The sequence below is a fragment of the Corynebacterium glucuronolyticum DSM 44120 genome (assembly GCF_030440595.1).
GTDB classification, from domain to species: Bacteria; Actinomycetota; Actinomycetes; order Mycobacteriales; family Mycobacteriaceae; genus Corynebacterium; species Corynebacterium glucuronolyticum.
Genome location: NZ_CP047452.1, coordinates 715,335 through 741,381 on the forward strand (window position 1 = coordinate 715,335; position 26,047 = coordinate 741,381).

Sequence of the window (26,047 nt, forward strand, 5' to 3'; positions counted from 1 at the left end):
TATCAATGAAAAGGAGTAGCACGTGGCTACCGGACTGAGACCACCTGCCCGGAAACCGAACCGGGGGCTCCTCACTGCGATTACCGTTGTGGTTGCCCTCGCCGTTCTCGTTCCGTGGGTGGTGGGGTACTACACAGACTGGCTGTGGTTTAGACACATCAATTACGACTCCGTCTTTGTGAAGACGCTGGTGACGAGGCTCATTCTGTTCCTCGTTTTCGGCGTCGTCGCCGCCGGAGTGACCTGGATCGCCGGGTTCCTGGCCTTCAAATACAGGCCGGGCGAACTCGACGGCGCGGATATGTCACCCACGATCCATGAATACCGCAAGGTCATTGAGAAATCGCTCAACCGCCTCCTCATCGGCCTGCCACTGATCATCGGCATTCTCGGCGGTCTCATGGGCCAGGCTTCCTGGCGCACCGTGCTGTTCTTCCTCAATCGCCAGGAATTCGGCGTGACCGACCCACAGTTCAACAAGGATCTGGGCTTCTACGCCTTCAGCCTGCCGGTCATCCAGCTCATTGTGGGCTCTCTCCTCGTTCTGCTGGCCGTCGCGTTCTTCATCGCGCTGGTCGGGCACTACCTCCTTGGCGGGTTGCGCCCGGGTAACCGAGCCACTGGTCAGACGGCGTTCGTTTCCCGGCCCGCCCGCATCCAGCTCGCCGTCACGGCCGGGCTGTGGATGCTCCTCATGGTGGTGAACTACTGGCTGCAGCGCTACACGCTGCTGGACAACCAGTACCCGACCTTCACCGGCGGTAATTACACCGATATCAACGCGCAGCTGCCAGCCAAGATCATCCTCATGGTCATCGGCCTCGTCGTGGCCGTGGCATTCTTCTCCGCCGTCTTCCTCAAGGATCTGCGGATCCCCGCCATCGCCACCGTGCTCATGGTGCTGTCCTCCCTCGTGGTGGGCACCGCATGGCCCGCAGTCGTGCAGCAGTTCAAGGTGAAGCCGAACGGCCAGGAGGCGGAGTCCCCGTACATCGCCCGCAATATCGAGGCGACGCGCTACGCCTACGGCATCGGTGATGACAAGGTCACCTACCTCGACAACTGGGGCGCAGATTCCACGAGCGACGAGGAGGTAGCCTCCGACAGCTCCACCGTGTCCAACATCCGCATCCTCGATCCCGAGGTTCTGCCGGATACGTTCACGCAGATGCAGCAGCTGAAGAACTTCTACGGGTTCCAGGATCCGCTGTCCATCGACCGCTATGAACAGGATGGGCAGGTGCGCGACTATGTTGTCGCTGCCCGTGAGATGAACCCCAACTCGCTGGCCGATAACCAGAACGACTGGCTCAACCGCCATACCGTGTACACCCACGGCAACGGCTTCGTTGCCGCCCCCGCCAACAGGGTTGATGAGGTCGCGCGCGACGCGTCCTCCACCCGTGGTGGCTACCCGGTGTTCACCGTGGCAGACCTGTCTACCGTGGAAAAGGACACTGCGGGTGGGCACCGGGACAAGCTGAACCTCGATCTCAAGCAACCGCGCATCTACTACGGCACGGTTATTTCCAAGGTGCCGGACATTGTGGACTACGCTATCGTCGGTAGCGGTGATGGCCAGTCGTGGGAGTACGACACGGACTCCACCATGTCCACCTACGACGGCAAGGGTGGCGTGCCGATCGGTAACTTCTTCAACCGCATTGCTTACACCCTGCAGTTCCAGGAGCTCAATTTCCTCCTCTCCGACCGCGTAAATAGCGAATCGAGGATTCTCTACAACCGTGATCCGCGCGAGCGCGTGGAAAAGGTTGCCCCGTGGCTGACCACCGATTCCAAGGCCTACCCGGCTGTCATTGATGGCTCCATCAAGTGGATTGTCGACGGCTACACCACGCTGACGAATCTTCCGTACGCTCAGCGCACTTCGCTGACACAGACCACCCAGGATGCCCTTAACCCGACGGGCACGGACCAGCGCCTGCTCTACGATCAGGTTTCCTACATCCGCAACTCCGTCAAGGCAGTGGTCGACGCCTACGATGGTTCTGTCACCCTCTACGAGTTCGACGATCAAGACCCGGTGCTGAAGGCCTGGGAGGAAACCTTCCCCGGCACGGTGAAGCCGAAGTCCGAGATCCCCGAAGAACTCAATGTTCACCTCCGCTACCCGGAGGATCTGTTCAAGGTACAGCGCGAACTGATCGCCCGCTACCACGTGGACGATCCGGGCACGTTCTTCAAGAACGAGGCCTTCTGGTCCGTCCCGAACGATCCGTCGGCATCCGAGGATCGCAAGAACCTCCGCCAGCCGCCGTACTACGTTGTGGCCGCAGATCCGGAGACAGACAAACCGACCTTCCAGCTCATCACCCCGTTCCGTGGCCTGGAACGCGAGTTCCTCTCCGCCCACATGACGGTGACATCTGATCCGGACAATTACGGCAAGATCACCGTCCGTGTCCTGCCCACGAACTCCCAGACGTTGGGACCGAAGCAGGCACAGGACACGATGGACTCCTCTGACCAGGTGGCGCGTGACCGCTCGCTGTGGCAAAACACCAACGAGGTGATGAACGGTAACCTGCTTACCCTCCCTGTCGGGGGTGGCAAGATCCTTTACGTTGAGCCCATGTACACCAAGAGGAAAGGGCAGCAGTCCGCGTTCCCCAAGCTCCTGCGTGTGCTTGTCAGCTACGACGGCAAGATCGGGTATGCCCCGACTGTCGCCGAGGCACTTTCTCAGGTGGGCATCAACCCGCGTGAGGCCAGCGACTTGGAAGAGTCGGATGTGAGCGCCGATCAGCCGACGAAGGACGAGAAGAAGCCGGTTGAAGACAAGAATGACGGCACGTCCACCCCTGCTCCGGCGGGTGATCCGACGGCTGCTATTGAGCGCATCAACAAAGCACTCAACGGGGTCCGCGCGGCTCGCGACGGCTCGCACGAGGAGTACGGCCGTGCCCTCGACGAGCTCGACCGCGCTGTCGCCGATTACCAGAAGAATTTCCAGTAACAGCCGGAATTCGCAGGTGGCAACAGTTCCACACTAACAGCGCGGCTTCTGCCGCGCTGCTTCTGCTCATGGCACCCGCAGCGTTGCAGCAACAACACAACACCAACAACGCCGCTACCCACTCGGGTGGCGGCGTTGTTGTATCTGCACGCGCTGATCCTTCACCGGGCTCCCGGCCGTGAACGTTGTGTCGGCGGGAGGGGAGTCCTTTGGGAGGGGAGTGCCAGGGCACGCCACGCAGGTGAATCCGCTTTCGGGCGAAAAATTTTGCAACATTTCTGATTGGTTGATTTTGTTTTGTTTGGCTAACTGTGTGTGCGGGGGGTGGTTGGAGGGTGGGGAGGGGTGCGGTGCTGGTAGCAGATGTTCGGCAACGGGGGAGAGGGCAGTCGTAAATATGATGTGTCTCACAATGTGGAATTGAAGTTTTGTTAGGTGGGATTTAATATTTTTTCAACCCCCTAAGAAGAGTTTCTTGGGAGGCCAACAAAACCCAAGGCACAAGCCTTGAGAAAACCTTCAACACTTTTGAAATGAGGTGCCACGTGAGTACTGCCGTCCAAGTAAAACAGGAAGCCGAGAAGCACGCGAAACAGAATCGACGTCGCGTCATTATTGGCTCCACAATCGGAACGACAATCGAGTTCTACGATTTCTACGTCTATGCCACCGCAGCTGTGGCAGTGTTCCCGCACCTCTTCTTTGCGGAAACTGATAATCCCACTGTGGCGCTGCTGCAGTCATTTGCTACCTTCGGCTTGGCCTTTATCGCCCGCCCGCTGGGCTCAGTCGTGTTCGGCCACTTCGGCGATCGTGTCGGCCGTAAAGCAACGCTCGTTGGCGCGCTGCTGACAATGGGGATCGCAACCTTCATCATCGGCCTGCTGCCCACCTATGCACAGGTGGGCCTCCTCGCACCGGCGCTCCTCGCGCTCATGCGCTTCTGCCAGGGCCTGGGCCTTGGCGGTGAGTGGTCGGGCGCGGCGCTGCTCGCCACGGAAAGCGCCGAGGAGGGCAAGCGCGCCCGCGCGGCGATGTGGCCGCAGCTGGGTGCGCCGTTTGGGTTCTTCCTCGCCAACGGACTGTTCCTGGTCATCGTGAAGGTCCTGGGGCATGACACCGCGCACCTGGATTCCCCGTTTATGGTCTGGGGCTGGCGCATCCCCTTCATCCTCAGCGCCGTCATGGTCGCTGTAGGTCTGTGGGTCCGCATCCACCTCGATGAGACGCCGGTGTTCACCACCGCCGTCAAGCAGGGGAAGAAAGCCAAGGCGCCGTTCAGTGAGGTGTTCAAGGTAGCCCTCGGCCCGCTGTTCGCAGGTACGTTCATCATGGTCGGCACGTACGCCCTGTTCTACCTTGTCACCACGTGGATCCTCTCCTACGGAATCGCGAACCGGGAGAAGGGGCTCGGCCTCGGCTTCGAATACCAGCAGTTCCTGGTCATCCAGCTGATCTCGATCTTCGCCTTCATGGTGTCCATCCCGCTGTCCGGCTACTGGGCGGACCGCTTCGGCCGCAAGCCCTCGCTGTTCTGGACGACGGTTGCCATCATCGTCTTCGGCCTGACCTTCAAGCTGTTCCTGGCTCCGGAATCGGCGACGCTGTTCAGCTCCCTCGTGTTCCTCACCCTGGGAATGTTCCTCATGGGCCTCATCTTCGGCCCCATGTCCGCAGTGCTGCCTGAATTGTTCCCTACGAACGTGCGCTACACGGGATCTGGACTGAGCTACAACGTTTCTTCCATCCTTGGTGCTGCGATCGCCCCGTTCATCGCCACATGGCTGAACGTCACCTACGGTGTTTCCTCGGTGGGGTACTACCTTGTCGGTGTGTCCATCGTTTCCCTCGTTGCCATCGCGCTCATGCGTGAGTCCCGCGATATGGATATGACGGAGATCTAGGACATCATGAACTAGAGCGCTGTTTACGTCTGTAGATTCAGTCTCTTCTTTGCTTGTCGACGCCCCTCCCACGGTTCTCTTTTCACTCACCGTGGGTGGGGCGTCGGCTTGTTTTCCATTTACCTACGCACGTAGGGGCCTTTAGTCACACCCGGTGTCGAGCGTGTCGCTGGGCAGGGGCCAGAAAAATGCCCGGAAAAACAACCACCGAGCCATGTGCTGGGTGGTCGTTCGTGCTCGTACTCGCCTACGCCAGGCGGGTGAGACGCGTACCTGCCTCCTCCAGCACGTCCCATTTCTTGCAAAACGCAAAGCGCACGAGATTTCTCCACTGCTCGGGGTGATCGGTGAAGACCTCGACGGGGATGCAGGCGACACCAGCAGCGTCGATAAGCCAGTTGGAAAACTCCACGCCCGGGCGATCAACCTCCGCGACGATGTAATAGGTGCCAGCCGTGTCGTGGACAGTGAAGCCAGCATCAGCCAAGCGTGCGGCGAGGAAGTCCCGCTTGCGCTGGAGTTCTCCGACCATGGATGCTACCCACTCCTGCTCGTTATCCAGAGCGTAGGCGACGGCCGGCTGGAATGGGGATGCCCCAACGAAGGTCATGAACTGCTTGGCGCGGGCAACCGCCTCGATGAGGTTGGCAGGAGCCACAGCCCACCCCGTTTTCCAGCCAGTGGCGTTGAACGTCTTGGCGGCGCTAGAAACTGTGACTGTGCGCTCCCACATTCCGGGGAGGGTGGCAATCGGGGTGTGGTCACCACCGTCGAAAATAAGGTGCTCATATACATCGTCGGCAAGCACAAGCAGATCATGGCGAACGGCGACGCGAGCAACCGCCGCAACATCGAGGAACGAACCGGTGGGGTTGTGCGGGCTGTTGACGATGATCATCCGCGTGCGCTCAGTAACCGCCGCATCGAGGGCTACCTCATCGATATCCCACGAACCACCGCGAGAAACGAGGGGAACAGCGACGCGGCTGGCGCCTGCAAGCGCAATCGCTGCAGCGTAGGAATCGTAGTAGGGCTCTAAAACAATAACGTCCGATCCCGGCTCAACAAGCCCCAGTACCGTGGCAGCGATGGCTTCCGTCGCGCCAACGGTAATGAACACTTCTGTTTTGGGATCAACGTGCTGGCCGTACCGGAGTTGACGCTCCCTCGCCACGGCTTCGCGGAGAACAGGGAACCCTGGCCCCGGTGCGTACTGATTATTTCCGCTGCGGATTTCCGCCACCGCGCGCTCCAACATGGCCTTTGGCCCGTCCTCGTCGGGGAAGCCCTGCCCAAGATTAATCGCCCCGGCGGCTGCAGCCTTGGCGGACATGGTGGCAAAAATGGTTTCCCCGAACGGTTGGAGTCGCGATACTACATCATTCATGCACAACAATTTTACGAGCCAACCTGACTACGCACGGTAACCCGCGCTCGCGATTGAGCCTTCACAGGCACCAGGCTACATTTATGGGGCTTGGAGCTTCGCGGTAAGCAACTGTTCCACCTCCACTGACTAAGAGGCAACACTCGTTACAGCGGTGATTCATAGGCGGAGCATGTGCGCGGAATATGCGCAGAATAGTGGCAATGAGAGTGGAGGAGCGGAGAGGCCCCCTGAAGGAGCGGAGAGACCCCTGAATGAGTAGAGAGGAACCAACAGAGTCAGCGGGGATGGAAGACTGCTGTGGAACAGGGGCCATAAAGAATTAACTTTACCGTAGTTGCCCAGGGGATTTGGCAAGTGGGGTGACTGTCGTTATAGTAATAACACGTTGCCGCAAGGCACGATATCCGAAAAGGATATACGGCGCGGGGTGGAGCAGCTCGGTAGCTCGCTGGGCTCATAACCCAGAGGTCGTTGGTTCGAATCCAGCCCCCGCTACTAATTTAAGCCCCCTACCAGCGCGAATGCTGGTAGGGGGCTTCTTTATGCTATGGCGAAAAGTGCAGAAGTCGCTTTAGGTGTTATATCCTGCAGCGCGCAGGAGTATGGCACATCAACAAAACGGCGCATGTTTTTCGATCGAGTTGGTGGTGTAGAGCACCTTTCTGGCAGCGGGCGGGAACTGCAGAAACGGTACGAACCTTTCCCACGCGTCGCGCCACACCTTGACCGACTGCGGGTATTTACGCCCGAGTTCTGACGCCTCAAACGCATCGAGTGCAGCACGGGCAGTATCCGCATGTGATGCGGTGTAGACCTTGCGAAGCGCACTCGAGACTGGTTTGCGGTCTTGGTACGACACCCACCTGTTGGCTGCTCTGATCACATGGACGATGCAGGTTTGCACCATCGAATCCGGACAGGTCGCCTCGACAGCTTCTGGCAAGCCTCTAAGCCCATCGCAGCAGACAATGAACACGTCCTGCACACCACGGTTAGCGAGATCTGCGCATACAGCAGCCCAGAAGCTCGCTTTTTCAGTGTCAGCGATCCACAGGCCAAGAATGTGCTTAATGCCGTCCATATCGACGCCGACGGCCATGTAGCAGGCTTTGTTGACCACGCGGTGACCATCACTAATTTTCACTCGTAGCGCATCGAGGAAGATCACCGGGTAGAACTCATCGAGTTGGCGGTTTTGCCAGACCATCACCTCGTCTAATACGGCGTCGGTGACGGTACTGATCGTATCTGGGCTCATATCCACCCCGATGGTGGATGCAAGGTGATGCTGGATGTCACGCACCGTCATACCACCGGCGTACAGCGAGATGATCATGTCGTCGAGCCCGGTCAACCGGCGTGCGCCTTTCGGCACCATCCGCAGGACAAACGTGCCGGCACGGTCTGTGGGCATGACTACTTGAAGCGGACCGTAGCCGGAGTCAACGGTTTTGGTATAGGACCCATTGCGAAAGTTGTTTCCTTGGTCGCCTTCAACCTTGGCTTTCGCCGTGCGGTCAGAGTACTCGTAGCCTAAATGGGCATCTATTTCGGCTTGCAGCCCGGCGTTGACTGAGGCCTGCAGCAAGCCACGCGGGAAGCTCGCTGGCATCGTCAGTCGAAGTCGACAACTCGCCGATGAGACTGGCAAGCTGCGGGTTTTCCATCAGCTTCTCACTGATCTCGTTGACCCTGCTCGGGTCGAAGTTCTTCTTCGAGGACACCATAGTCATTATCGGTGAAGCTCCTTTCAAATCAGAGCCTCACACACAAAATCCCTGACGCTCTCCAAAGGCACGTTGTCGATCCCCAGACACCCCTTGAGCTGAATCTAGTCTGTGCGGAATTCCCTGAAAAAACCGGCACACAGCTGGAGTGACTAAAGGAATTCTTCCTGTGACTCACTCTGAAGTGAAAGCGCTGGGGATTTGGCTAATAGCAAGTATGGAAGATTATGACGTGCAACATGGGTTGCACTTGGATTGGACCGGGTGATTGTGTCGCTGTGGAGGATGTCCTGCAGGGCGTAATGCGAAGGTGGATCATGAGCCAGTCTTGGATGATCCGTTGAAAGCAGAGCTAAGGACGAACTCGTGGGTGATCTTTAAAAAATCGAGAATTTTCTGGAATCGAATGGTGGCCAGGTGGTGTCAATCGTGGTATCGGTCGAGGAATGTTGTACACAGGTGCGGTTCAATGACACACCTGGGATCCCTCATTGGACTCATCGGCTTGGTATATCTGGTCAGGTTTCACCGATTCTCGTCGGGGCGCGGGTACCGCGAAAGTGACTAATACCAGGGAGTCAGAGACTCCGCGTGGGGCTGGGCGTATGCCCCGGGCCCCACGTTCCAACTGGTCCACATTAGTGCCGTATGAGACGGGGCGGGAACATCGTCCCGCACGCTGGAGCCTTCGTGGTTATCGGCGGATGCGAGACCACGCTGCGGCTAGAACAATTCCTGTTAGTGCAATTCCCAGGTAGACCCACGTGTGGTCGCTTGCTGCTTGCACAGTCTTGGGTGGGGCGGGAGTTGTATCAGCAGTGAGGACGCTGGCGGTGTCTTTGCCGCTGGTCACGCCTTCGATCCAGTCTGCGGTACCTGCCAGTGTGGTGATGGCTGCGCTAGGCGAGGGGAGATTCGGGTCCCCATCGGCGGTACCGGCTGTAGCTAGGCCGGTGAGCTCACCATCGATAAAGAATGGCCCGCCGGAATCGCCACCTTGCATTCCCGCCCCTGACGTAGAGAAGGCGTTCAATATCGGGCTGGTCAATACTGGCGAAACTGCGCCGTTTGCAGGCATGGAGTTGCCCGTACCAGCTGTAGTAGGAACCTGGTTTGCAGGCACAGCGAGGTCGCCGGGGATAGATTCGGTGGAATCGACTTGAGGGGTGGCATCGGGTGTTGCCATATCGGGGGCTTCCGGTGCGCCACCGAGGAGCTCCTTGACCTCCATGCGTGTCATGGGGAGTTGACCTCTGCGTGCCATGGAGGAGCTGCTGCTCCAGCCGTACAGAGTTCCCACCTGGCCTTTCGTAGGAACCTGTGAGGAAACGGTAGCAGGAGTGGCGGTGGTTACTTTCCGCGTGAGGTGGAGGAGCCCCGCATCAGAGGTGGGTGAGAGCGCCCATGAGTCGGCATCATAAATTTGGTCGCCGAGGCGTGCCTGAGTGCCCTCGTTATTTACTGACTCCAGACAGTGACGGGCGGTAAGGATCCACTGGTCCGCCACAAGCGTTCCGGTGCAATCACCGAAATTGCCCACTTTGCCAATCTTCAATGAGGCCACCGATCCACTTTCTGAGTTGGCCGGGGCTGGTTCGCCATTTTCTAGCCCGTGTGCTGGGGCGGTAAAGAAAATGAGTGATCCGGCAGTAATGGCTGCGGCTGTACGACGTAAATTTCCCACTGTTATTTCCCTTTCTTAGCTGGAATGAGTGCTCTTACGGCTGTTGCCACGAGCTTTTCTGCTGGTCCTTGACCGATAATTTTTTTCCACGCTGTGGCAAATATAAGGAAGAAGATGATGAATCCGGCGGCGGATGCGGTGGAGTGCAACGCGATATGGTGCTGCCAGTAGTTCGCCGTGAGCACATGCAGAATGTAGATGGTCAAAGACATTGATCCCATCGCAGCGAAAGGGTAAGAAAGCCGGGGGAGACGCTCTCCAATGATGAGGCACGCGTGCAAAGCCACCGCAGCACAGGCCACCGATAGAAGGATTTCTCCGGCGACGCCGGTGTGGCCAGTGAAGCGGAGCCAACCAGGAATATTCGGAGTAAAACGGTAATACATGCCAACGGCAGTGATGACAGCACTGAGGGCAGTTACGGACAAGCGCGTCTTGACTCCATACGCCCCTGGGGCTTCCGCTGCGCCATCAAAGTACCGGCGGAGGTAGACCTCAAAGAGCAGCATCCCGCCTAGGAAAAAGGCGATCCAGGCCAATAGGGGGTAGATCTGGATCAGTGCTAGCGGAGCATATCGTACGGTGGCCGCTATTGTCGCTAAACCAAATAGGGCCAATTTCCACCATATTCCCAGCGGCGGCACCCAAGAAACAAGCATCATTGTGAGCCCCATGGCTACAAGCACAATGTGGATCTCGCCGCCGACAGGCAGGAGCGCCAAGCCAATGAGCATGACGAGTCCGCCACGGGTAAGCAACCGCAAAAAGGTTGTGGTGGTGAAATTTTTTCCGATGATCATCATCGTGACGCCGGCAATGATAGCGAACAGGGACGAAGGGATCCCCGAGAGTAGAACTTTGGTACTCCAAAGAAGGGAGGCCATGTGGACCACGATCATGCCGATAATGGCCAGCGAACGGGCTATGTCGAGCCCCACGATACGTGAAGGTGCGGACACCCAGAAATCTCCTTTACTCTTACTCCATAGAAGTCACTCCCAATAAAAAGTGGCAGTACACGTGGAGTGGTGAAAATGACTTTCAATTTGTAACACGCCTATCTGGGAATTCAGTGAGGGAACAATAAGCAAATTCCTTTTTTTCATCTGTGTATTTTCTGGATGGAAAGTATTGTGAAGTTCGGCCATTTAAATGTCACCTGTGTGCCACAGAAAAAGGCAGGAGGTGTAAGTACGCCTCGGCGCTAGTGTGTCCTTAGGTACGGAAAATTATTTCCTTGGGTTAGGGGGAGAGACTTTTCGCTTTTTGGCACGCCCCTCTGCGTGTTTTGTGGCGAGACGATGCAGCGCGAGCTAGGCCATGTGAGGCAAGAGTGTGGAAGATGGCGGTGCTTGCATGTCTGGTTCGCTTGTGGTGCAAAGTCAAAAGGTGCAAGCGAATTTATAGTCGCCACGCGGGCGGGCACTCAGTGGTGCAATCCCACCAACGGCGGTTCTGCGGTGGCGCCGGGGTGGATCTAGGGGTAGCTCTAGCTTGGTTTTGAGATACCGGCTTTCCTAGCTAGCAAGCAGGCATGGTAGCAAACTATAAAGCTAGCGATATAGGAGGATAGAAAGCTAGCTTTGTTATGTCTATAGAGTTTTTGGACACGGAGTCTAATGACTTATTGGACACGGAGTCCATGGAGTTCTTGGACATTTTCTAGCGGATCATTTTTGCGGCCTGCGCTTCGGTCGGGGCTTGGCCAGTTTCGGGTTCATCCGGGGCGGTTGGCGGTGCTTCATCCCTTCGACGAGGTTGATGTTGATTTGCCCGCCTGGTGGCCTGTGATGAAGTGTGACCGGCAGTGGCACGCTGAAGAGGAACTCACCGTCGTGGGCTGTGAAGAACTCTGCGACTTCGTCGTCTGTGACCGTGGCGTAGAGCTTGCGGTTTTTGAATCTCAAGCCGATGTAGAGTCCGTAGCTACACACGCGGACGACGCCGTTTTTGCTCACACTGAGTTGGTCTGGGATGCCCCAATCGTTTGTTGGTTGTGTCGTCGGCACCGTTAGTGTGGGAGTATCGGTGGGAGGTATGCCGTGTTGAGCTGCCATGTCATCGGTGCTGGTCTCGGGTGAAGTTGCCGCTTCCCCGGGACCGTTTTTCACTTCGGATGCTGCCTGCGGGTTGTGTGCCCGGTTGTAGGCAAGTACACGGGCCCAGACCTCGTCAGGATCAAGCGGTTGCGTGGGCGAGGGTGCTTTGGGGAAGATCTCGAAGGCCTGGCGTGGGGTGATGTGCATCTTGCCGACCAGCAGTGATTGGTGCCGTCGTCGCTCGTTGTATACCTGCCGGTACTCAGCGAGATAGGTGTTGACCTCGGCAAGGCTTGCGGGGTGGCGTGCGTCGAGGAACTGGGTCAGCGTGCGGTGGGAGCGCTCGTCTTTCCCCGGGTTGTCGGAGCGAACCCGGCAATGGCGAGGATGCCTTCGCTGGCGAGCCAGGTTTCAGTCGCCGAGAGGTATCCACGGTGGTAGGCGGCAAATGCATCGCCGTTGTCAGAAAGGATTTCTTGGGGTTTGCCGTAGGTGGCGAACGCTTCGGCCAGCACGGAGCGGGCGTCAGTGCCGTTTTCCGGTGAAGCGAATGCTTTGGTTCCGACATCGAATCTGCTGGCGTCGTCGATGACCTGGTAGATCGTCACGAGTGTGTGCGCATGGTCGAAGAGGCGATAGACCAGTCCATCGATCTGCCAGAGTTCGCCAACGAGATCACGGGCGAAGCGCTTATAGGAGCTTCGCGGTCGTTTGCGGGCATTAGCGTCGACAAACCCCAGTTCATTTAGCCACAAGGCGATTGTGGAGCGTGCTGGGGTGCGATCGGCACCGACGGAGTCGAACAAGAAGTAGTAGATCGACCAAGGCCCATAATCCAAGCCCTGCTCCATTAACGTTTGTCTGGCGTGGACGACTGCGATCTTGGCGGAGTCCTCGAATTTTCCTGCCGGGTGCTTCGGGGCAGTCGAATCCGGCATGATGCCAGATCGTCCCTTCTGTGCGATCCGGTTTTTGATGTTGTGATACGTCTGCCGCGAGATGCCCAGTTCTTTGCAAAACTGTGTGATCGTTTTGCCGTCACGAACGGGATCGAAATCTGCGACTTTTCTGCGCTTGTGCAATGGAATAGCCATCCGGCTATTCCACCGCCGTAGGCGTCCAAAAAGCCATCAGACATCCTGTCCAAAAAGTCATTGGACTCCTTGTCCAAAAAGCCCTTAGACATGACAATAGAAAGCTAGCTTTTAGGCGAAAAAAATAATTCCTAATGAACCAGTAATGAGTCCATAACCCAGAGGTCGTTGGTTCGAATCCAGCCCCCGCTACTAATAAAACCCCTTACCCGCAAAGATGCAGGTAAGGGGTTATTTTTAGTTCTACTTTCATCGACCGGACTTTGGAGTGGACTTTAGGGGCTAAGGGGAAGCGGGGGTTAAGCGCCAAAACGTGTGTCTTTACAGCGTGTCGGGGTCAAGCGGATAAAAGTGTGTGTGGGGGGGATGGTGATGGCTAACACGGTGGCCGAGACTGCCACCACTCAGGTAACTCACTTCTAATAGCCTGCCGTTGCGACTGCAAAGGCGACAGTATTGGCTGGATTGAGCTGAGGTTTGTCTCGTCGCGCCAGGGAAGTAGGCAGAAAACGCAACCTGTGGCTTTGTCTGTTAGGTGGTTAGTACACCTTCGCCACGGTATTCACGTGTGTCTTGTGGTGGCTTACCAGGGGTAGTGAACCCTCAAGATTAGTAGCCTGGCTTTTCTTTTGGGCGGAACAAGCGCAGCGAGACCTGGTTCAGAACCTGTGAGGGGTAGCGCACAGTGCTGACTTGGTTTTCATCGATGAGTGAAACAGACATGAGAAGTTTCGCAAAGGTGAATAGGTTATTAATTCTTTCTTAAAACCCTTGAACTGAAATGGTGGTAAGTCTAGATTCACCTAGGTGAGTTTTTCTCGAACTACGGTTGGGCGCTTTAAGAGGACTGGGAGTGTGTTCATAGCTACTGCGTTGGTGGCCTGCATGCACCTGATTCCCGTGCAATCCACTGGTAGCGATGGTGAGTTTTCTCTAGGGATGCTTCCGCAGGCAATGGCAGCCGAGGTCGCAGACCCTGATTATCAGATCAAGTTGCGACTCGATTCATCTGTCGTTGATTCTGACGGTGGTGTGACCGAGTCTGCTAGGGAACAACTGCAAGCCGGAACACTACAGAAGGTCGAGGCCGTGGCATATGTGGATACGCCGGACCGAGCTTTGGCTGCCCATGGGTGGACAGTTCGGGTCAAGCGATCTCAAGAGGAGAATTCCTGCGAGCTGACCTTCAAAAAGAGATTTCCTTTATCGGCATCCGGAGAGCAAGCGCTAGCCAAAGAGAGCGTTAACCAAGTGCTGCGACTAGCCCGGGAACGTAATTTTGATTCTTCCGACAAAAATTACGATGCTCAGATCAACACAAGCTTTTACACGTCCACTGTGGATTTCTCGAATAAGAAAGAGACCAGTTGTTCGCTTCCCTTTCCAACGGAAAAAGAAGCGCTCCAAAAAGTTAACGAATTGCTGCCAGGCAAGCTCGAGAAAGAGCTCGGTGGGGAAGAAGCAGCTTCTCACATTCTTCGTAACCTAGCGATGTCGAATGTTGTCATTCAACGTACGTGGCCCATAGAGGTGGCTGGTTACACGTCAGATCTTGAAGTAACTGAGATGAACAATTCTTACTTTGTTGAGTTATCGGAGAAAGACTCAAGTAGAAAAGACGCAGTTGAAAAACGAGAAAAAATCATAAATCGGCTGCAACAGCTTGAGCTGCTTAGAGAACAAGATGCGTTCAAAACGTCTATGGTCCTCGACGGAAAGTGGGATTAATGAGTCATCCATACGAGAAGTTGGCTGCATCGAATCGAAACAAAGAGGCGAATGAGCTAGCAGCAGCCGATAAGAGTCACGTTTCGAGTTCGTCGCAAGGCACATCCATAGAGCTAGACGGGGTGGCGCGAGAATTCTCTGACGGCACAGGACTGCATCCCTCCTCAGTTCGTATCGATGCAGGGGAGTTCGCGTCGATTCTCGGTCCATCCGGTTGTGGCAAGTCAACCATGTTGCGCTGCATTGCAGGGCTGGAAACGCCTGATGCGGGACGAATCGCCTTCGGATCCACCAACGTCTTTGACGCGGAGCTGGGCATTAATGTGCCTCCGAATCGCCGCGGCTTGTCCATGGTGTTCCAAGATTTGGCGCTGTGGCCTCACATGACGGTGGAAAAGAATGTTGAGTTCCCACTAACCGTCGGAAAGCGAAAAGTGCCGGCGGGGGAGCGACAGCGACGCGTGCAGGAAGCATTGGAGAAAGTGGGGATCGCTAGCAAAGCCCAGCAACGCCCGCAGCAACTTTCCGGTGGTCAGCAGCAACGCGTGGCTATCGCTCGCGCAATCGTCTCCCAACCACGCGTCATCCTCATGGACGAACCGTTATCAGCCCTAGATGCGGCGCTGAGGCAGCAAATTCGTGGAGAGATCACGTCCTTAGCAAAGAAGCTTGGGGTGACGGTTCTCTACGTCACGCATGACCAGTCAGAGGCACTGGCGATGAGCGACCGCGTCATAGTCATGGAACAGGGCGAAATCGTACAGTTCACGAGCCCCGTGGAGATCTACACGCATCCAGCCAATGACTTCGTTGCCACGTTCGTCGGACATATGAACAGAGACTCGGCCGGACGAACCTGGCGGCCAGAACACATTTCTATCAGCACCGATGCACTGCAGATGTCCGAACCTCGAAACGCGGAGTCCCCGGCAGGGAAGCGAATGTACTCGGCCCGAGTGCGGGAGTGCCACTACGTTGGCGGGCGTTACGAGGTGACCGTTAACGTGCAGGGCGCTGATGAGCCGTGGCTGGTGTACAGCAATCGCGAGGTTGGCCGTTCTGAGAACCTCACCCTCGTGACCACGACGCCGTCAGGTTAATCATCGAACGGCGCCGAAAGGGCATGTTTTGGCAACCATTCGTGCGGTGTTGCTATCACCACTGTTCGTGCAGCGCAGCTGTCTGCACAGGTGAAAAATGAAAATTCGCCTCGGGCAGGAAATGAAACAGAGACCAGAAAACCGAAAAAAGGAATTAGGATTATGAAAAAGAATAAAATTGTTGGCCTCATCGCAGGTATCGCTAGCTCTGCGCTCGTGCTCACGGGCTGTGGATCCGTGGAAACGTCTGAAACAAGCTCAGCAAGCGAAGGCGGAGCCGGGACGTCTTCCTCAGAATGGCAGGCACCTGAGGGCCTTACCGGAGAAATCTCCTACTACTCGGCAAACCCGCAGGGACTGACCGATGCGCTCGTCGAGGAATTCGAGCAGAAGACCGGCGTGAAGGTCAACGTCTACGCCGACACAACCGGCAAGATCACCGCCCGCATCAAGGCCGAGGAGGCCAACCCACAGGCAGATATCATCTACCTCGCCAGCTGGTCCGCAGCCTCCAAGCAGGCTGAATCCGGTGCGCTGGAGGAGTACACGCCGGAAGGCTCTGACGCAGTGCATGACAAATGGGTGTCACCTACTGGCCAGTTCATCGGGCGTGATGGCTCCGCACTTGCTCTCGTGGTTAACACCGAGGCAACCGATGGGAAGCCGACCGACTGGAAGGATCTTGCCGATGAGCAGTACAAGGATCAGGTCATCATGCCTGATCCACGCGAATCCGGTACGGCAGCAGACCTCATCGCTGCGATGGTCTCCAAGTGGGGCGAGGACAAGACCTGGGAGCTGTTTGATTCCCTGTTTGCTAACGGCATGGTCGTACAGGGCGCAAACGGTCCTGCCCTAGATGCAGTTAAATCGGGCTCTAAGGCTGTTGTTTTTGGTGGCGTTGACTACTCTGCCTACTCCGGCCAGCAGAAGGGCGAGCCGCTGGAAGTCATTATCCCGGCGTCCGGTACCACGATTACCCCGCGCCCGGTCATGATCATGAAGTCTTCTGATAACAAGGAGGCCGCCGAGGCCTTCGCTGATTTCATGTTCTCCAAGGAAGCACAAGAAATCTCAGCATCCAAGAACATGATTCCCGGGCGTGAAGACGTAGAAGCCAAGGCGGGCCCGAACTACAGTGAGATCACGCAGTTCAGCGATGATTGGGACACTATCGTCGATAGTTCTGCAGATATCCGCGATAAATTTGTCGAGCGCTACCTGAAGTAATGGCAAGGAGCACGGAGAAAACGGTAGGCACAGGTTCAGCATTGCGCACTGGAGCTGTTGCCGTGGAAGATCGAGAAGGCAGAGCGCCCGTCTCCTCAGACGCTAACTCTGACACTGCTCGTCGCAGGACGAATGCTGGAACTGAGGCCGGAAGGCCAGCGGTACAGCAACGAACGGCGACGTACATCATCCTTGCGATACTGTTGGTCCTCATTGCTGCGCCTTTGCTATCGGTATTGGTCACAGCTTTCACAGGCTATCGCGACGAGCCATCAGCTCTTGGGGTTCTCGCCCATAGTGAGATGCTCACCGTCATGGGAAACACCGTTTTCCTCTCCGTGCTTGTTGTCCTATTTGCCACAGTCATGGCGGCACCATTGGCGGTTTCCATGGCGTGGACACCCCTGTCACGTCACTCCTGGATCGATGTCGTGGTCATGGTTCCCTTCATGACACCACCGTTTGCTGCTGCGATGGCCTGGATGGATTTCACTAGGTTGGGCGGAGTAGCCGAGCAATTGTTCGGAAAGATAGCAGGATCCGTGGCTCATGATGTCATCTACTCGGTCTGGGGGATGGCTCTCATCATGGCCTGCGAGCTGTTTCCTTTCCTGTACCTCCTTTTGCGGAACTCGTTTTCCACCGTTCCGGCGTCTCTCATCGAGGCTGCACGGGTCGAGGGCGCGACGTGGTGGGAGATCGTCTGCCGGATTATCGCGCCAAACATGATCGGCCCGTACTCACTGGGTGTTCTCATCGTTTTCATCAGGGCTGCGGGTGAGTTTGGTACTCCTGTCACCCTTGGCAACGCCATCGGGTTCCCTGTCCTTGTATCCTCCATCCATCAGAACATCACGGTGGACCCCATCAGTTTCTCCCGCGCGGCCGCTTCTTCCAGCGTGCTGTTCGCACTCGGCGTGACCGTTTGGGCCATCCAACAGTACGTGTCAAGGAATGATGGGACTAGTGGAGGACGCGTCGCTCGGCCTGTGCGACTAGCGCCGTCAACGCTCAGCATGGCTGGGATCTGGCTGCATACGACCGCCGTATTCTTGGTGAGTGTCATCATCCCGTACATCTCCATCGTGCTCGGAGCGATGACTATTCTCCGTTCGCAGCCACCAACTCCCACGAACCTCACCTTTGATTACTTTGAGATTGTGCTGAAAAAGAGCAGTGCACAGGAAGCGCTGGTTAATTCGGCGGGACTCGGTTTGATCGGTGCGACAGCAGCGATCGTCCTCGCTACCGCCGTGGCACTGTCAGCTCACCGAGTCTGCGCATACGTGCTGGCAAGGGTGAATGATTTTCTATCCGTCGCGCCGGACACAGTCCCTGGAATAGTTATGGCGGTGGGCTTCATCTTGTTGTGGAACGCCCCCTGGCTTCCGGTAACGCCGTACGGGACCCGATGGATTCTCGTGCTTGGTTATACGGTGATGTTCCTGCCCATGGCAGTCCAAAACGTGAAAGCTTCGATGGCTTCGGTGTCTCCGACACTCATCGATGCGGCACATGTTGCAGGAGCAACCCGTGCCGTCACACTCTTCCGGATCATACTTCCGCTGCTTTTGCCGGGAATAATTGCCGGCTGGCTTCTTTCTTTCCTCGTCGGCATCCGTGAGTTGGTTATGTCTTCACTCATCCGCCCCGCGGATCTCAACTTGTTGTCTCCGTGGATTATGAACCAATTTGACCAGGGCAATAGGCCTGAGGCCATGGCGATGACGTTGATTGGTGTGGTGAGTTCCACTGTGGTGCTCATCGTCGTCACGGTTCTGCAACGCCGACGTGAGAACCGGATTGCCAGCGAGGCTGCGTAGTGACGATTACCGATAGTATTTCTACCCACGTCACGGATTGTGCGCTGGGAGTAACGATGGGATATTTCTCTGACTTGCACCTGGGGGCCGCATGGTCACCGGGATCAGCGTGGATCGAAAGCGTACTTGATTCCGTCGACGTTGATGTCGTTGTTTTCGGCGGTGACCTCGTAGATCGCAAGAGCGGAACCGCGGAAGATGTCGCTCGCGCGTCTTCGCTTCTCAAGACGATCAGCGATGGTTTAGGCCTTCCCCTTGTCTTAGTGTGGGGAAACCATGATGCTGCGCTTAACCTTGACCTGGAACTTGCATGGGTCCACGATCATCGAAACATTTTCTGCCCGGGGAGCACCTCCCAGGCTGAGTCGGTACGTTTCCCTTCGATTCCCGTTATCTTTCATGCACTAAACGTGGGGGAGCGCAATGACTACAGACATGTCATTGATGCGTACCCCATTGCACACCGGCAGTCTTCGCCCGATGTCGCACACGTGGGTATTTTGCATACAAGCCTCACAGGAGAGCTTTCCAAGAATCCCTGCCTGCCCACCACACCCTCGGAACTTCGCTCCAAAAACTACGTTGCCTGGTTGCTCGGGCACGTGCACACCCCGCACATCGTGGGTGACAAACCGCTCATCGGCTGGCCGGGAACGGGCCACTTCTGGCGTGTCACTGTGTAGGAAGCGCGACCACTATTCTCTCGGCGTGATCATAGGGATCTGGTCTCTCTGCGTGATCATAGTGAACTGGGCTGAGGCCGGAGACTCGTCCCCCTTGGGGTGAATTTGAGAGGCAGGGACCGAAGGCCCTCCACTCCAGTGGTTATTTTTCCTCCTTATGGCTGGACACGCCCATGAGTCCGTATTTCCTCGCCACTGGTTCGCTTCCTTCTTGACTCCTCAGCATTAAAAACCACAGTGCCCTACAATCGGGTGCATATGGGTACTGCAGCAGATTCAATGATCCGGGTTCGCGACGCACACCTCCACAACCTCCGCCATGTGGATGTCGACGTTCCGCGGGGGAAGCTCGTCGCCTTCACGGGAGTGAGTGGATCGGGGAAATCCTCGCTGGCATTCGGGACGATTCACGGGCAGGCGCAGAGCCGCTACCTGGAATCCGTAGCACCCTTCGCCCGACGGCTCATTGCCTCCGCCGTCGATCCGCAGGTGGCCTCCATTGAGGGACTACCGCCGTCGGTGGCACTGCAGCAGTCCACCTCGGGAGGCTCGGCGCGCTCCACGGTGGGGACTGTCTCCACGATGAGCAACACGGTTCGGCTGCTGTTTTCCCGCGTGGGTACGTACCCAGAGGGAATGGGTATTTTATACTCTGATTCTTTTTCTCCGAACACCCCCGAGGGCATGTGCCCGGACTGTCAAGGCACCGGCGTGCGTCACGTGGCCACGGAAGAATCGATGGTGAAGGACCCGAACCTCACCATCGACGAGGGTGCGATCACCGCGTGGCCGGGTGCGTGGGCAGGCAAAAACTTCCACGACATCCTCGAAGCGTTGGGCTTCGATATGGACACGCCGTGGCGTGACCTCTCGCGGGAGGATCGGGATTGGATCCTGTTCACCGACGAGGAGCCCGTCGTGGAAATCCACCCCATTCGCGGTGCTGACCAGGTACAGCGCACGTACGAGGGCACGTGGCACTCGGTACAGTCCTACCTCACCAAGACATTGGCCACCACGCAGTCGGACACGCTGCGCGCTCGCACCTTGTCCTTCATGGAGTCCCACCCGTGCACCACATGTGGTGGGCGCCGGTTGAAGCAGGAGGCGTTGCGTGTGACCTATGCGGGCCTGCGTATCGACGAGTTCAACGCCCTGCCTCTGGCAGAGTTGACAACGCTCATCGAGGCGCAACCGGCGACGCAGGAGGCAGAACGGATCCTCATCGGTGCCCTCTTGCCCATCCTCCGCTCCTGCCTCGAGCTCGGCCTCGGACACCTGTCTCTCGACCGGCAAACAACGACCCTGTCTGCTGGTGAGCTCCAGCGCCTACGGCTGTCCGCTCAGCTCCGCTCGGGACTCTTCGGTGTGCTCTACGTTCTCGACGAGCCGTCGGCAGGTTTGCACGCATCGGAGCGCCAGGCTCTGGTTCCGCTGCTCAGAAGGCTTATCGACGCTGGGAACTCCGTCATCATCGTCGAGCACGACATGGACCTTGTGGCCCAAGCCGACTGGATCGTCGATGTCGGCCCGCGCGCCGGGGAGGGCGGCGGTGAGGTCCTATACTCGGGGCCGACCGCAGGCTTTGCTGTGGACAGTCCTACCCATGATGCACTCGCGCACAGGGAGGTCACGCTCGTCGACAAGCAACAAACAGAGGCGACCGGAACCGTACCGCTTACCGATCTGACCGCCCACAACCTTGACCATGTCACCATCGACCTCGGCCTCGGGCAGTTCACCTCCATCGTCGGCGTGTCCGGTTCGGGCAAATCCACCCTCATTTCTGAGATCGCCCGCGTGGCAGAGGAAAGCGAGGATGTGGACAAGCTCGTCCAGATCACACAGAAACCCATCGGCCGGACACCCCGGTCGTGCCTGGCCACCTACACCGGGCTGTTCGACAGGGTGCGGAAGCTTTTCGCGCAGACCGATGCGGCGAAGAAACGGAAATGGAACGTCTCTCACTTCTCGTTCAACGTGACCAAGGGGCAGTGCCCAACATGCAAGGGGGAGGGGAAGATCGAGGTGGAACTCGTATTCCTGCCCGGTTCGTATACGCAATGCCCGACCTGCCACGGCGGGCGCTTCAACGACGAGACCCTCGAGGTGACATGGAACGGCCTCACCATCGCCGAGGTTCTGGACCTCACCGTCGACGCGGCGGCGGAAGTCTTTACCGGTGACAAGACAGTCATGAAATCCATCACTGCCCTGCAGGCGGTGGGGCTTGGCTACCTGCGCCTCGGCCAGGGTGCGCCAGAACTATCCGGCGGGGAGGCGCAGCGCATCAAGCTGGCGACACACCTGCAGAAAGCACCACGCGGAACGACGATTTACCTTCTCGACGAGCCCACCACCGGCCTCCACCCCGCTGACGCTACGCTGCTTGTCACCGAGCTTCGGCGCATTGTGGAGCGTGGCGATACCGTCGTCATGGCAGAGCACAACCTGCACGCCATTGCAGCCACCGATCGCGTCATCGAGATGGGACCCGGCGCTGGCACCGATGGCGGCACGGTGATTGCTGATACAACGCCAGCGGGACTTGCCGCGATGGACACGCCAACAGGGCGAGTTTTGGCACAGTCCCTCGGCGCGTAGCGCGCGTATGGTGTGCTCACTGTAAGAGTGCATCGAGCGACAAACGTCCCGCGCGAAGGCGTGCGGATAGGTGCTTAACGTACGAATCCGAATTGGTGAGCCAGCCCTACGAGGACGCTAATGAGCGCGATCACTCCACTGACCACACCCCAGATTTCGTCCTCTGTCGGGTCAGAAGAGCCTGCGGCCGGGGAATCTCCGCTGCTGAGATTCGAGTTCTCCGAGACTGTGACGGGTCGGGTCGTCCCAGCCGATTCCAACGCTGTGCAACGTGAAAGATATCGTCGTCAGAAACCGCTCCGCCGTTGACTCCCGGTGCAGTGGCCCGGATGAGATCCAGCTGAAGGTGATACCTGATGAACAGGAAGGTTGATAGATATTCGATCTCATCTGCCCCGGCAAGCACTCCGATCAGTCCCCTGCCGGGGATCCATAGCGGTCCTCCTGAATCGCCGGGATCCGACGTAGCGTGCTCGACGTAGAAGGTGGTGCCGTTCCTACCAGCGAAATTCCCGCAGCTTTCGCGTTTCGTGGTGTTTCCGTATACGCACACCGTCTCGCCCAGCTGCACGTCGGAAATCGGCACTATCGTATCCCCGGAGTAGCGGTTTGGTTCGAGCCGCACCGAGTCAGCCCAGGAGATCGTGGCCCAGTCGTTGACGACTGCAACGTTCTTGTTAGAGCCGTTGTAGCGAGGAGAATTCGTGAGAACCCCCAGAGGTCCCTGCACCCTGCCTTGGGTATCCTGGATGTACACATAGTCCCCGGAGTTTCCGCAGTGTGCTGAAGTTTAGCTAAAACCCTCGGCGTTGAAGCCAAGAGTGCACGAGCCGGACGGGTAGGAACCAGGTGCCCCGGTGAGGATTTGATCGCCTTGTATTACGGTGAAGACCGGCGCAGAGGAAGCGGTCACGCCTCCCTTGATCGTCGCGACGACGACCGCATTTGAAAGGGAGATGAGTGATGGCTTCACGGAAGCTAGCATAACACTGCAAAAAACCTGTGTGTGGGCGTGTGCGTGTGGGGGCACCCGGAATATGGGATGCCCCCACGTGAAGCGCTCACACGCTTACGTAGGCGAGCATATTCTGCTCCCCTGATCGAAACTACCGCCAGAAAATGTGGCGGATATACGACCAGATGGAACCGAAGAAGTCGCCGTTACCCAGGGCGATGCCAATAATCTCCGGGGTGGTCAGGCCACGACCGTCGTCTGGCATGCGTGAAACGTAGCCCCTGCCCGGGGTACTAGGCAGAGTCGTGCGCGGTGGTTCCGCCGGTGTTACGGAGTTGGATGGGGCACTGATATCCGCAGGTTCAACCTCGGAAACGGCCTTCGCCTTCTTCTTCTTGAGGAGGGAGTTGTCCACGTACTCGTCCATGATGGGGTCCAAGCGCGTGACGCCCAGGGTGTCGTAGTCAGGGCCAATCGTGAGACGGAAGTGGGCATCCTCACCTGGGTGGAAAGTCATGAGTGGCTCGGGCGTCCACGGATCGCTCGGGCGCGTGGTCGCGGACGGAGTAGGCCACTCCGTCGTCGGCTGCGGGGTCGGCTCTACTGTCGTCGGCTGTGGCTGCGGCTGTATAGCGGTTGTCGTTGCTGGCTGCAGCCACTCACGTGTCGGTTCCACTGGGGCAGGCTGGCTTACGCTAGTGGGGGCCAGCGTCGGCTCCGGCGTGGTGGTGGAGACGACCGGAGTGGCCTTGGGGACAAAACCATTGTGTACCCATGTGGAGAACATTTGTATGCGCTGGTCAGCGGTGTGGCCGGAATCGTTGATACCCGGGTGCGCGCCACGAGTGACGTTGACAGACCAAGAATCGTTCCAGCTCTGCATACTTGCCATATCTGGACCCGAGATGAGACCGACGAGCCCGCGTCCGGGAATCCACATCGGGCCACCGGAGTCACCCGGATTCGTGGTTACGTTATCGACGAAGAAGGTCTTGCCGAGGTTTCCGACAAACGGGCCACAGGAGATCTTCCTCGTCGTGTCCCCATAGACACAGGCGGTGTCGCCGGAGGTGACAGTATCTGGATCGATAAGCGCATCACCGGAGTAGCGGTTTGGTCCGATGGTGACAGACCGATCCCACTCGATGACGCCCCAGTCGTTGAAGTTGGCCGCGCCGTTGTCTACGGATGCGGCGGGGGAGCGATGAAAAGTGCCGACTCGAGGGCTGGTGTAGCCGCTCGGGAGTTGCAGGTGGACGGCGTAACCGTCTTTGCCGCAGTGTGCGGAGACGTAGCTGAACCCGTTGCCGTTATAGCCCACGGTGCACTTACTTCCGTTATTTGAGCCGGGCGGCAGGAGGATGGCCTTGTCTCCCTGGCTGACGGAGTAATACGGCTGTGCGAACGCAGGGGTAGCCCCGGTGATGAGCCCCACCACGATGGTGGCGGCGGCGAGAGTTTTCTTAGAAATCACTTAACTAACACTAGCATGCGGGAAGGGGTTTGTTGGATTCATAAAACGCCAGTACAGGGCTCATAAAAAGGAATGTAGATACCTGCCAGCGCGGATATTGATTAACGTAGGTATATAAGAATCTCTTACAGAATGAGTGGCATTGGACACACCGTGCATACACCCGAAAGTGGGCATGCCGAACTGCGGAACCTGATACAGATTCGTGTGTTTTCCAGTTGCCCAACCGTTTCCTTACCGTTTTCGTACGGTTTTCGTACCGTTTCCGTGAAAACGTTGTTTATGCGAAACGACTGTTACAGCTCGTGGGTGGCGGCACGCGCAGCCTGCTTTGCATACGGGCCGACACCTGTAATTGTTGCCGCGCCGGGCCCGACCACGTCGCCGTAGCCCACGAGGTGAAGGTGCGGATTATCCCGATGCTGACGCAGCGGTCCCAGCGCCGGGCGAAAACCGGTGCACCAAATCACGTCATCGTGGTGTAACTCATCAAGGTGGGAAAACATCGGTGTCGCAGTGAGTAGGCCGGAATCTCGCGCCTCCTTAACTCGGGGAAGCACGACGATATCGCCGAGATCTGAATCCGGCCCCGGGTCGTCTTCGCCACGGAGAATAGCCAGCATCCGTTGTCTGTTTCGGCGAAACAGCGCGACCCCATCAACATCGTCGGGCATGAAGCGAGGAGGCCGACGGGTATACCAGGTGACCGTGGAAACATCCGATAGCTCTGCGGCGATCTGTGCAGCAGAGTTTCCACCCCCGACTACGGCTACAGAGTGCCCTGCAAACGGCTCGGGCCCCGGGTAGTTTGCGGAGTGCCATTGCTGACCGCTAAAGGACCCAGGGTAGCTGGGGATAAAGGGCGCGGACCACGTGCCGGTCGCGCCGATAAGTTCCTTCGCCGTCCACGCGCCGTTTATAGAGAAGTGTTCTCCGTCGTAGGAAATGTCAGTCACTTCCACGGGGCGTAGTACGGGAAGCTGGTAGCGTCGCTCGTATTCCTCGAGGTATGAGATGACATGGTGTTTGGTGGGGTAGCCCGGTGTTGGGGGCATGGGGAGACCCGGGAGGTTGGAGAAGCTTGCCGCAGAGAACAGCGTCATGGACTCCCACACGTGGAGCCACGCACCACCGGGTTTCTGTTGGTTGTCGAGGATCAGGAAATTGTTCGTCTTTTTCCGTACGTAGTAGGCGGTCGCAAGGCCTGCTTGTCCGCCACCGATAATGATGACGTCGTAGTCCTCGACGTGTGGATTCGCAGCCGTTGACCTCGTCTTCGCAGCATCCGGGTATTCCTTAGGTGCTTTGACTCTGTCTGTAGTGGGAGAGGAGTTCAGCGCAGCCACGTGACTTTTCCTTCCTTTCCTAAGAGGACGACGGTGGTCAATACAACGGCCAGCTAGCCCAACGGTCAGTCAGCACGACGGTCGGTTAACTACACAACGGTCGGTTAACACAATGGTTAGTTATCAACACAACGGTTAGTAGGCGAAACAGGTAGTCGATGCACTGATGGTCAACGGTGCTTCGGTGGACGAACCTTGATAACGGAATGTCCGGCGTTGTCTCTTTTCGCCATTGTAGGTGCGCATGTGGCCGGAGTGTGCGGGTGTCGAATGGTGAGTGTGGTTAAGT

The 26,047-nt window shown here is 57.5% G+C and carries 15 protein-coding genes, 1 tRNA gene and 2 pseudogenes; 9 read left to right on the plus strand and 9 right to left on the minus strand.

The genetic code is table 11. The features are described from left to right. Window positions 1-22 precede the first annotated feature (22 nt). Window positions 23-2,977: a UPF0182 family protein gene (locus tag CGLUCO_RS03345; protein WP_084036924.1), complete on the plus strand. Its 2,955-nt coding sequence runs from the start codon at window positions 23-25 to the stop codon at window positions 2,975-2,977. 533 nt (window positions 2,978-3,510) lie between these two features. Beyond that, window positions 3,511-4,881 carry an MFS transporter gene (locus CGLUCO_RS03350; protein ID WP_084036926.1) on the plus strand — a complete coding sequence of 457 codons (1,371 nt, stop codon included), beginning with the start codon at window positions 3,511-3,513 and terminating at the stop codon, window positions 4,879-4,881. Window positions 4,882-5,128: 247 nt separating this feature from the next. Here CGLUCO_RS03350 and CGLUCO_RS03355 read toward each other — a convergent pair whose 3' ends face one another. Beyond that, on the minus strand, window positions 5,129-6,268 hold the full coding sequence (locus tag CGLUCO_RS03355; protein ID WP_084036928.1) for a pyridoxal phosphate-dependent aminotransferase: 1,140 nt from the start codon (window positions 6,266-6,268) through the stop codon (window positions 5,129-5,131). Window positions 6,269-6,692: 424 nt separating this feature from the next. Between CGLUCO_RS03355 and CGLUCO_RS03360 the strand changes: the two genes are divergently transcribed. Further along, window positions 6,693-6,766, plus strand: a tRNA-Met gene (locus CGLUCO_RS03360). 136 nt (window positions 6,767-6,902) lie between these two features. Here CGLUCO_RS03360 and CGLUCO_RS03365 read toward each other — a convergent pair. From CGLUCO_RS03365 to CGLUCO_RS13110, 4 genes and pseudogenes are all read right to left on the minus strand, one after another. Continuing rightward, a pseudogene (locus tag CGLUCO_RS03365) lies at window positions 6,903-8,004 on the minus strand (IS256 family transposase); the annotation flags it as partial. Between the two features lie 688 nt (window positions 8,005-8,692). Continuing rightward, on the minus strand, window positions 8,693-9,682 hold the full coding sequence (locus CGLUCO_RS03370; RefSeq protein WP_040428898.1) for a trypsin-like serine protease: 990 nt from the start codon (window positions 9,680-9,682) through the stop codon (window positions 8,693-8,695). Between the two features lie 2 nt (window positions 9,683-9,684). Next, entirely contained in the window at window positions 9,685-10,641 is a 957-nt protein-coding gene (locus CGLUCO_RS03375) for a DUF418 domain-containing protein (RefSeq protein WP_040428896.1), read from the minus strand. A gap of 711 nt (window positions 10,642-11,352) precedes the next feature. Beyond that, window positions 11,353-12,815 (minus strand): annotated as a pseudogene (locus CGLUCO_RS13110) (integrase core domain-containing protein). Between the two features lie 855 nt (window positions 12,816-13,670). On the opposite strand from CGLUCO_RS13110, the gene CGLUCO_RS03395 reads away from it, so the two are divergent. The 6 genes from CGLUCO_RS03395 (at window position 13,671) to CGLUCO_RS03420 (ending at window position 21,983) form a co-directional block, all read left to right on the plus strand. Beyond that, complete coding sequence (locus CGLUCO_RS03395; protein ID WP_232621884.1) at window positions 13,671-14,543, plus strand: hypothetical protein; 873 nt, start codon at window positions 13,671-13,673, stop codon at window positions 14,541-14,543. Then, window positions 14,543-15,643, plus strand: a complete 1,101-nt coding sequence (locus tag CGLUCO_RS03400; RefSeq protein WP_084036930.1) for an ABC transporter ATP-binding protein — start codon at window positions 14,543-14,545, stop codon at window positions 15,641-15,643. Before CGLUCO_RS03395 ends, CGLUCO_RS03400 begins: the two co-directional genes overlap by 1 nt. A 162-nt stretch (window positions 15,644-15,805) precedes the next feature. Then, window positions 15,806-16,873, plus strand: coding sequence for an ABC transporter substrate-binding protein (locus tag CGLUCO_RS03405; RefSeq protein ID WP_070741106.1), 1,068 nt, complete (start codon window positions 15,806-15,808; stop codon window positions 16,871-16,873). After that, window positions 16,873-18,696: an ABC transporter permease gene (locus tag CGLUCO_RS03410; protein WP_234985041.1), complete on the plus strand. Its 1,824-nt coding sequence runs from the start codon at window positions 16,873-16,875 to the stop codon at window positions 18,694-18,696. Before CGLUCO_RS03405 ends, CGLUCO_RS03410 begins: the two co-directional genes overlap by 1 nt. Continuing rightward, window positions 18,696-19,379, plus strand: a complete 684-nt coding sequence (locus CGLUCO_RS03415) for a metallophosphoesterase family protein (protein WP_232621882.1) — start codon at window positions 18,696-18,698, stop codon at window positions 19,377-19,379. The genes CGLUCO_RS03410 and CGLUCO_RS03415 overlap by 1 nt, the downstream gene beginning before the upstream one ends. A gap of 258 nt (window positions 19,380-19,637) precedes the next feature. Then, window positions 19,638-21,983 (plus strand): ATP-binding cassette domain-containing protein, encoded by a 2,346-nt coding sequence (locus CGLUCO_RS03420; RefSeq protein WP_232621881.1) that lies wholly within the window; start codon window positions 19,638-19,640, stop codon window positions 21,981-21,983. A gap of 130 nt (window positions 21,984-22,113) precedes the next feature. Here the strand turns inward: CGLUCO_RS03420 and CGLUCO_RS03425 are convergent, their stop codons facing one another. The 4 genes from CGLUCO_RS03425 to CGLUCO_RS03440 form a co-directional block, all read right to left on the minus strand. Continuing rightward, entirely contained in the window at window positions 22,114-22,713 is a 600-nt protein-coding gene (locus tag CGLUCO_RS03425) for a S1 family peptidase (RefSeq protein WP_143336950.1), read from the minus strand. Between the two features lie 60 nt (window positions 22,714-22,773). Next, window positions 22,774-22,956, minus strand: coding sequence for a hypothetical protein (locus CGLUCO_RS03430; protein ID WP_143336952.1), 183 nt, complete (start codon window positions 22,954-22,956; stop codon window positions 22,774-22,776). 133 nt (window positions 22,957-23,089) lie between these two features. Further along, window positions 23,090-24,412, minus strand: coding sequence for a chymotrypsin family serine protease (locus CGLUCO_RS03435; protein ID WP_005395143.1), 1,323 nt, complete (start codon window positions 24,410-24,412; stop codon window positions 23,090-23,092). A 296-nt stretch (window positions 24,413-24,708) separates the two neighbouring features. After that, window positions 24,709-25,758, minus strand: coding sequence for an NAD(P)-binding domain-containing protein (locus CGLUCO_RS03440; protein ID WP_005395145.1), 1,050 nt, complete (start codon window positions 25,756-25,758; stop codon window positions 24,709-24,711). Window positions 25,759-26,047 lie beyond the last annotated feature (289 nt).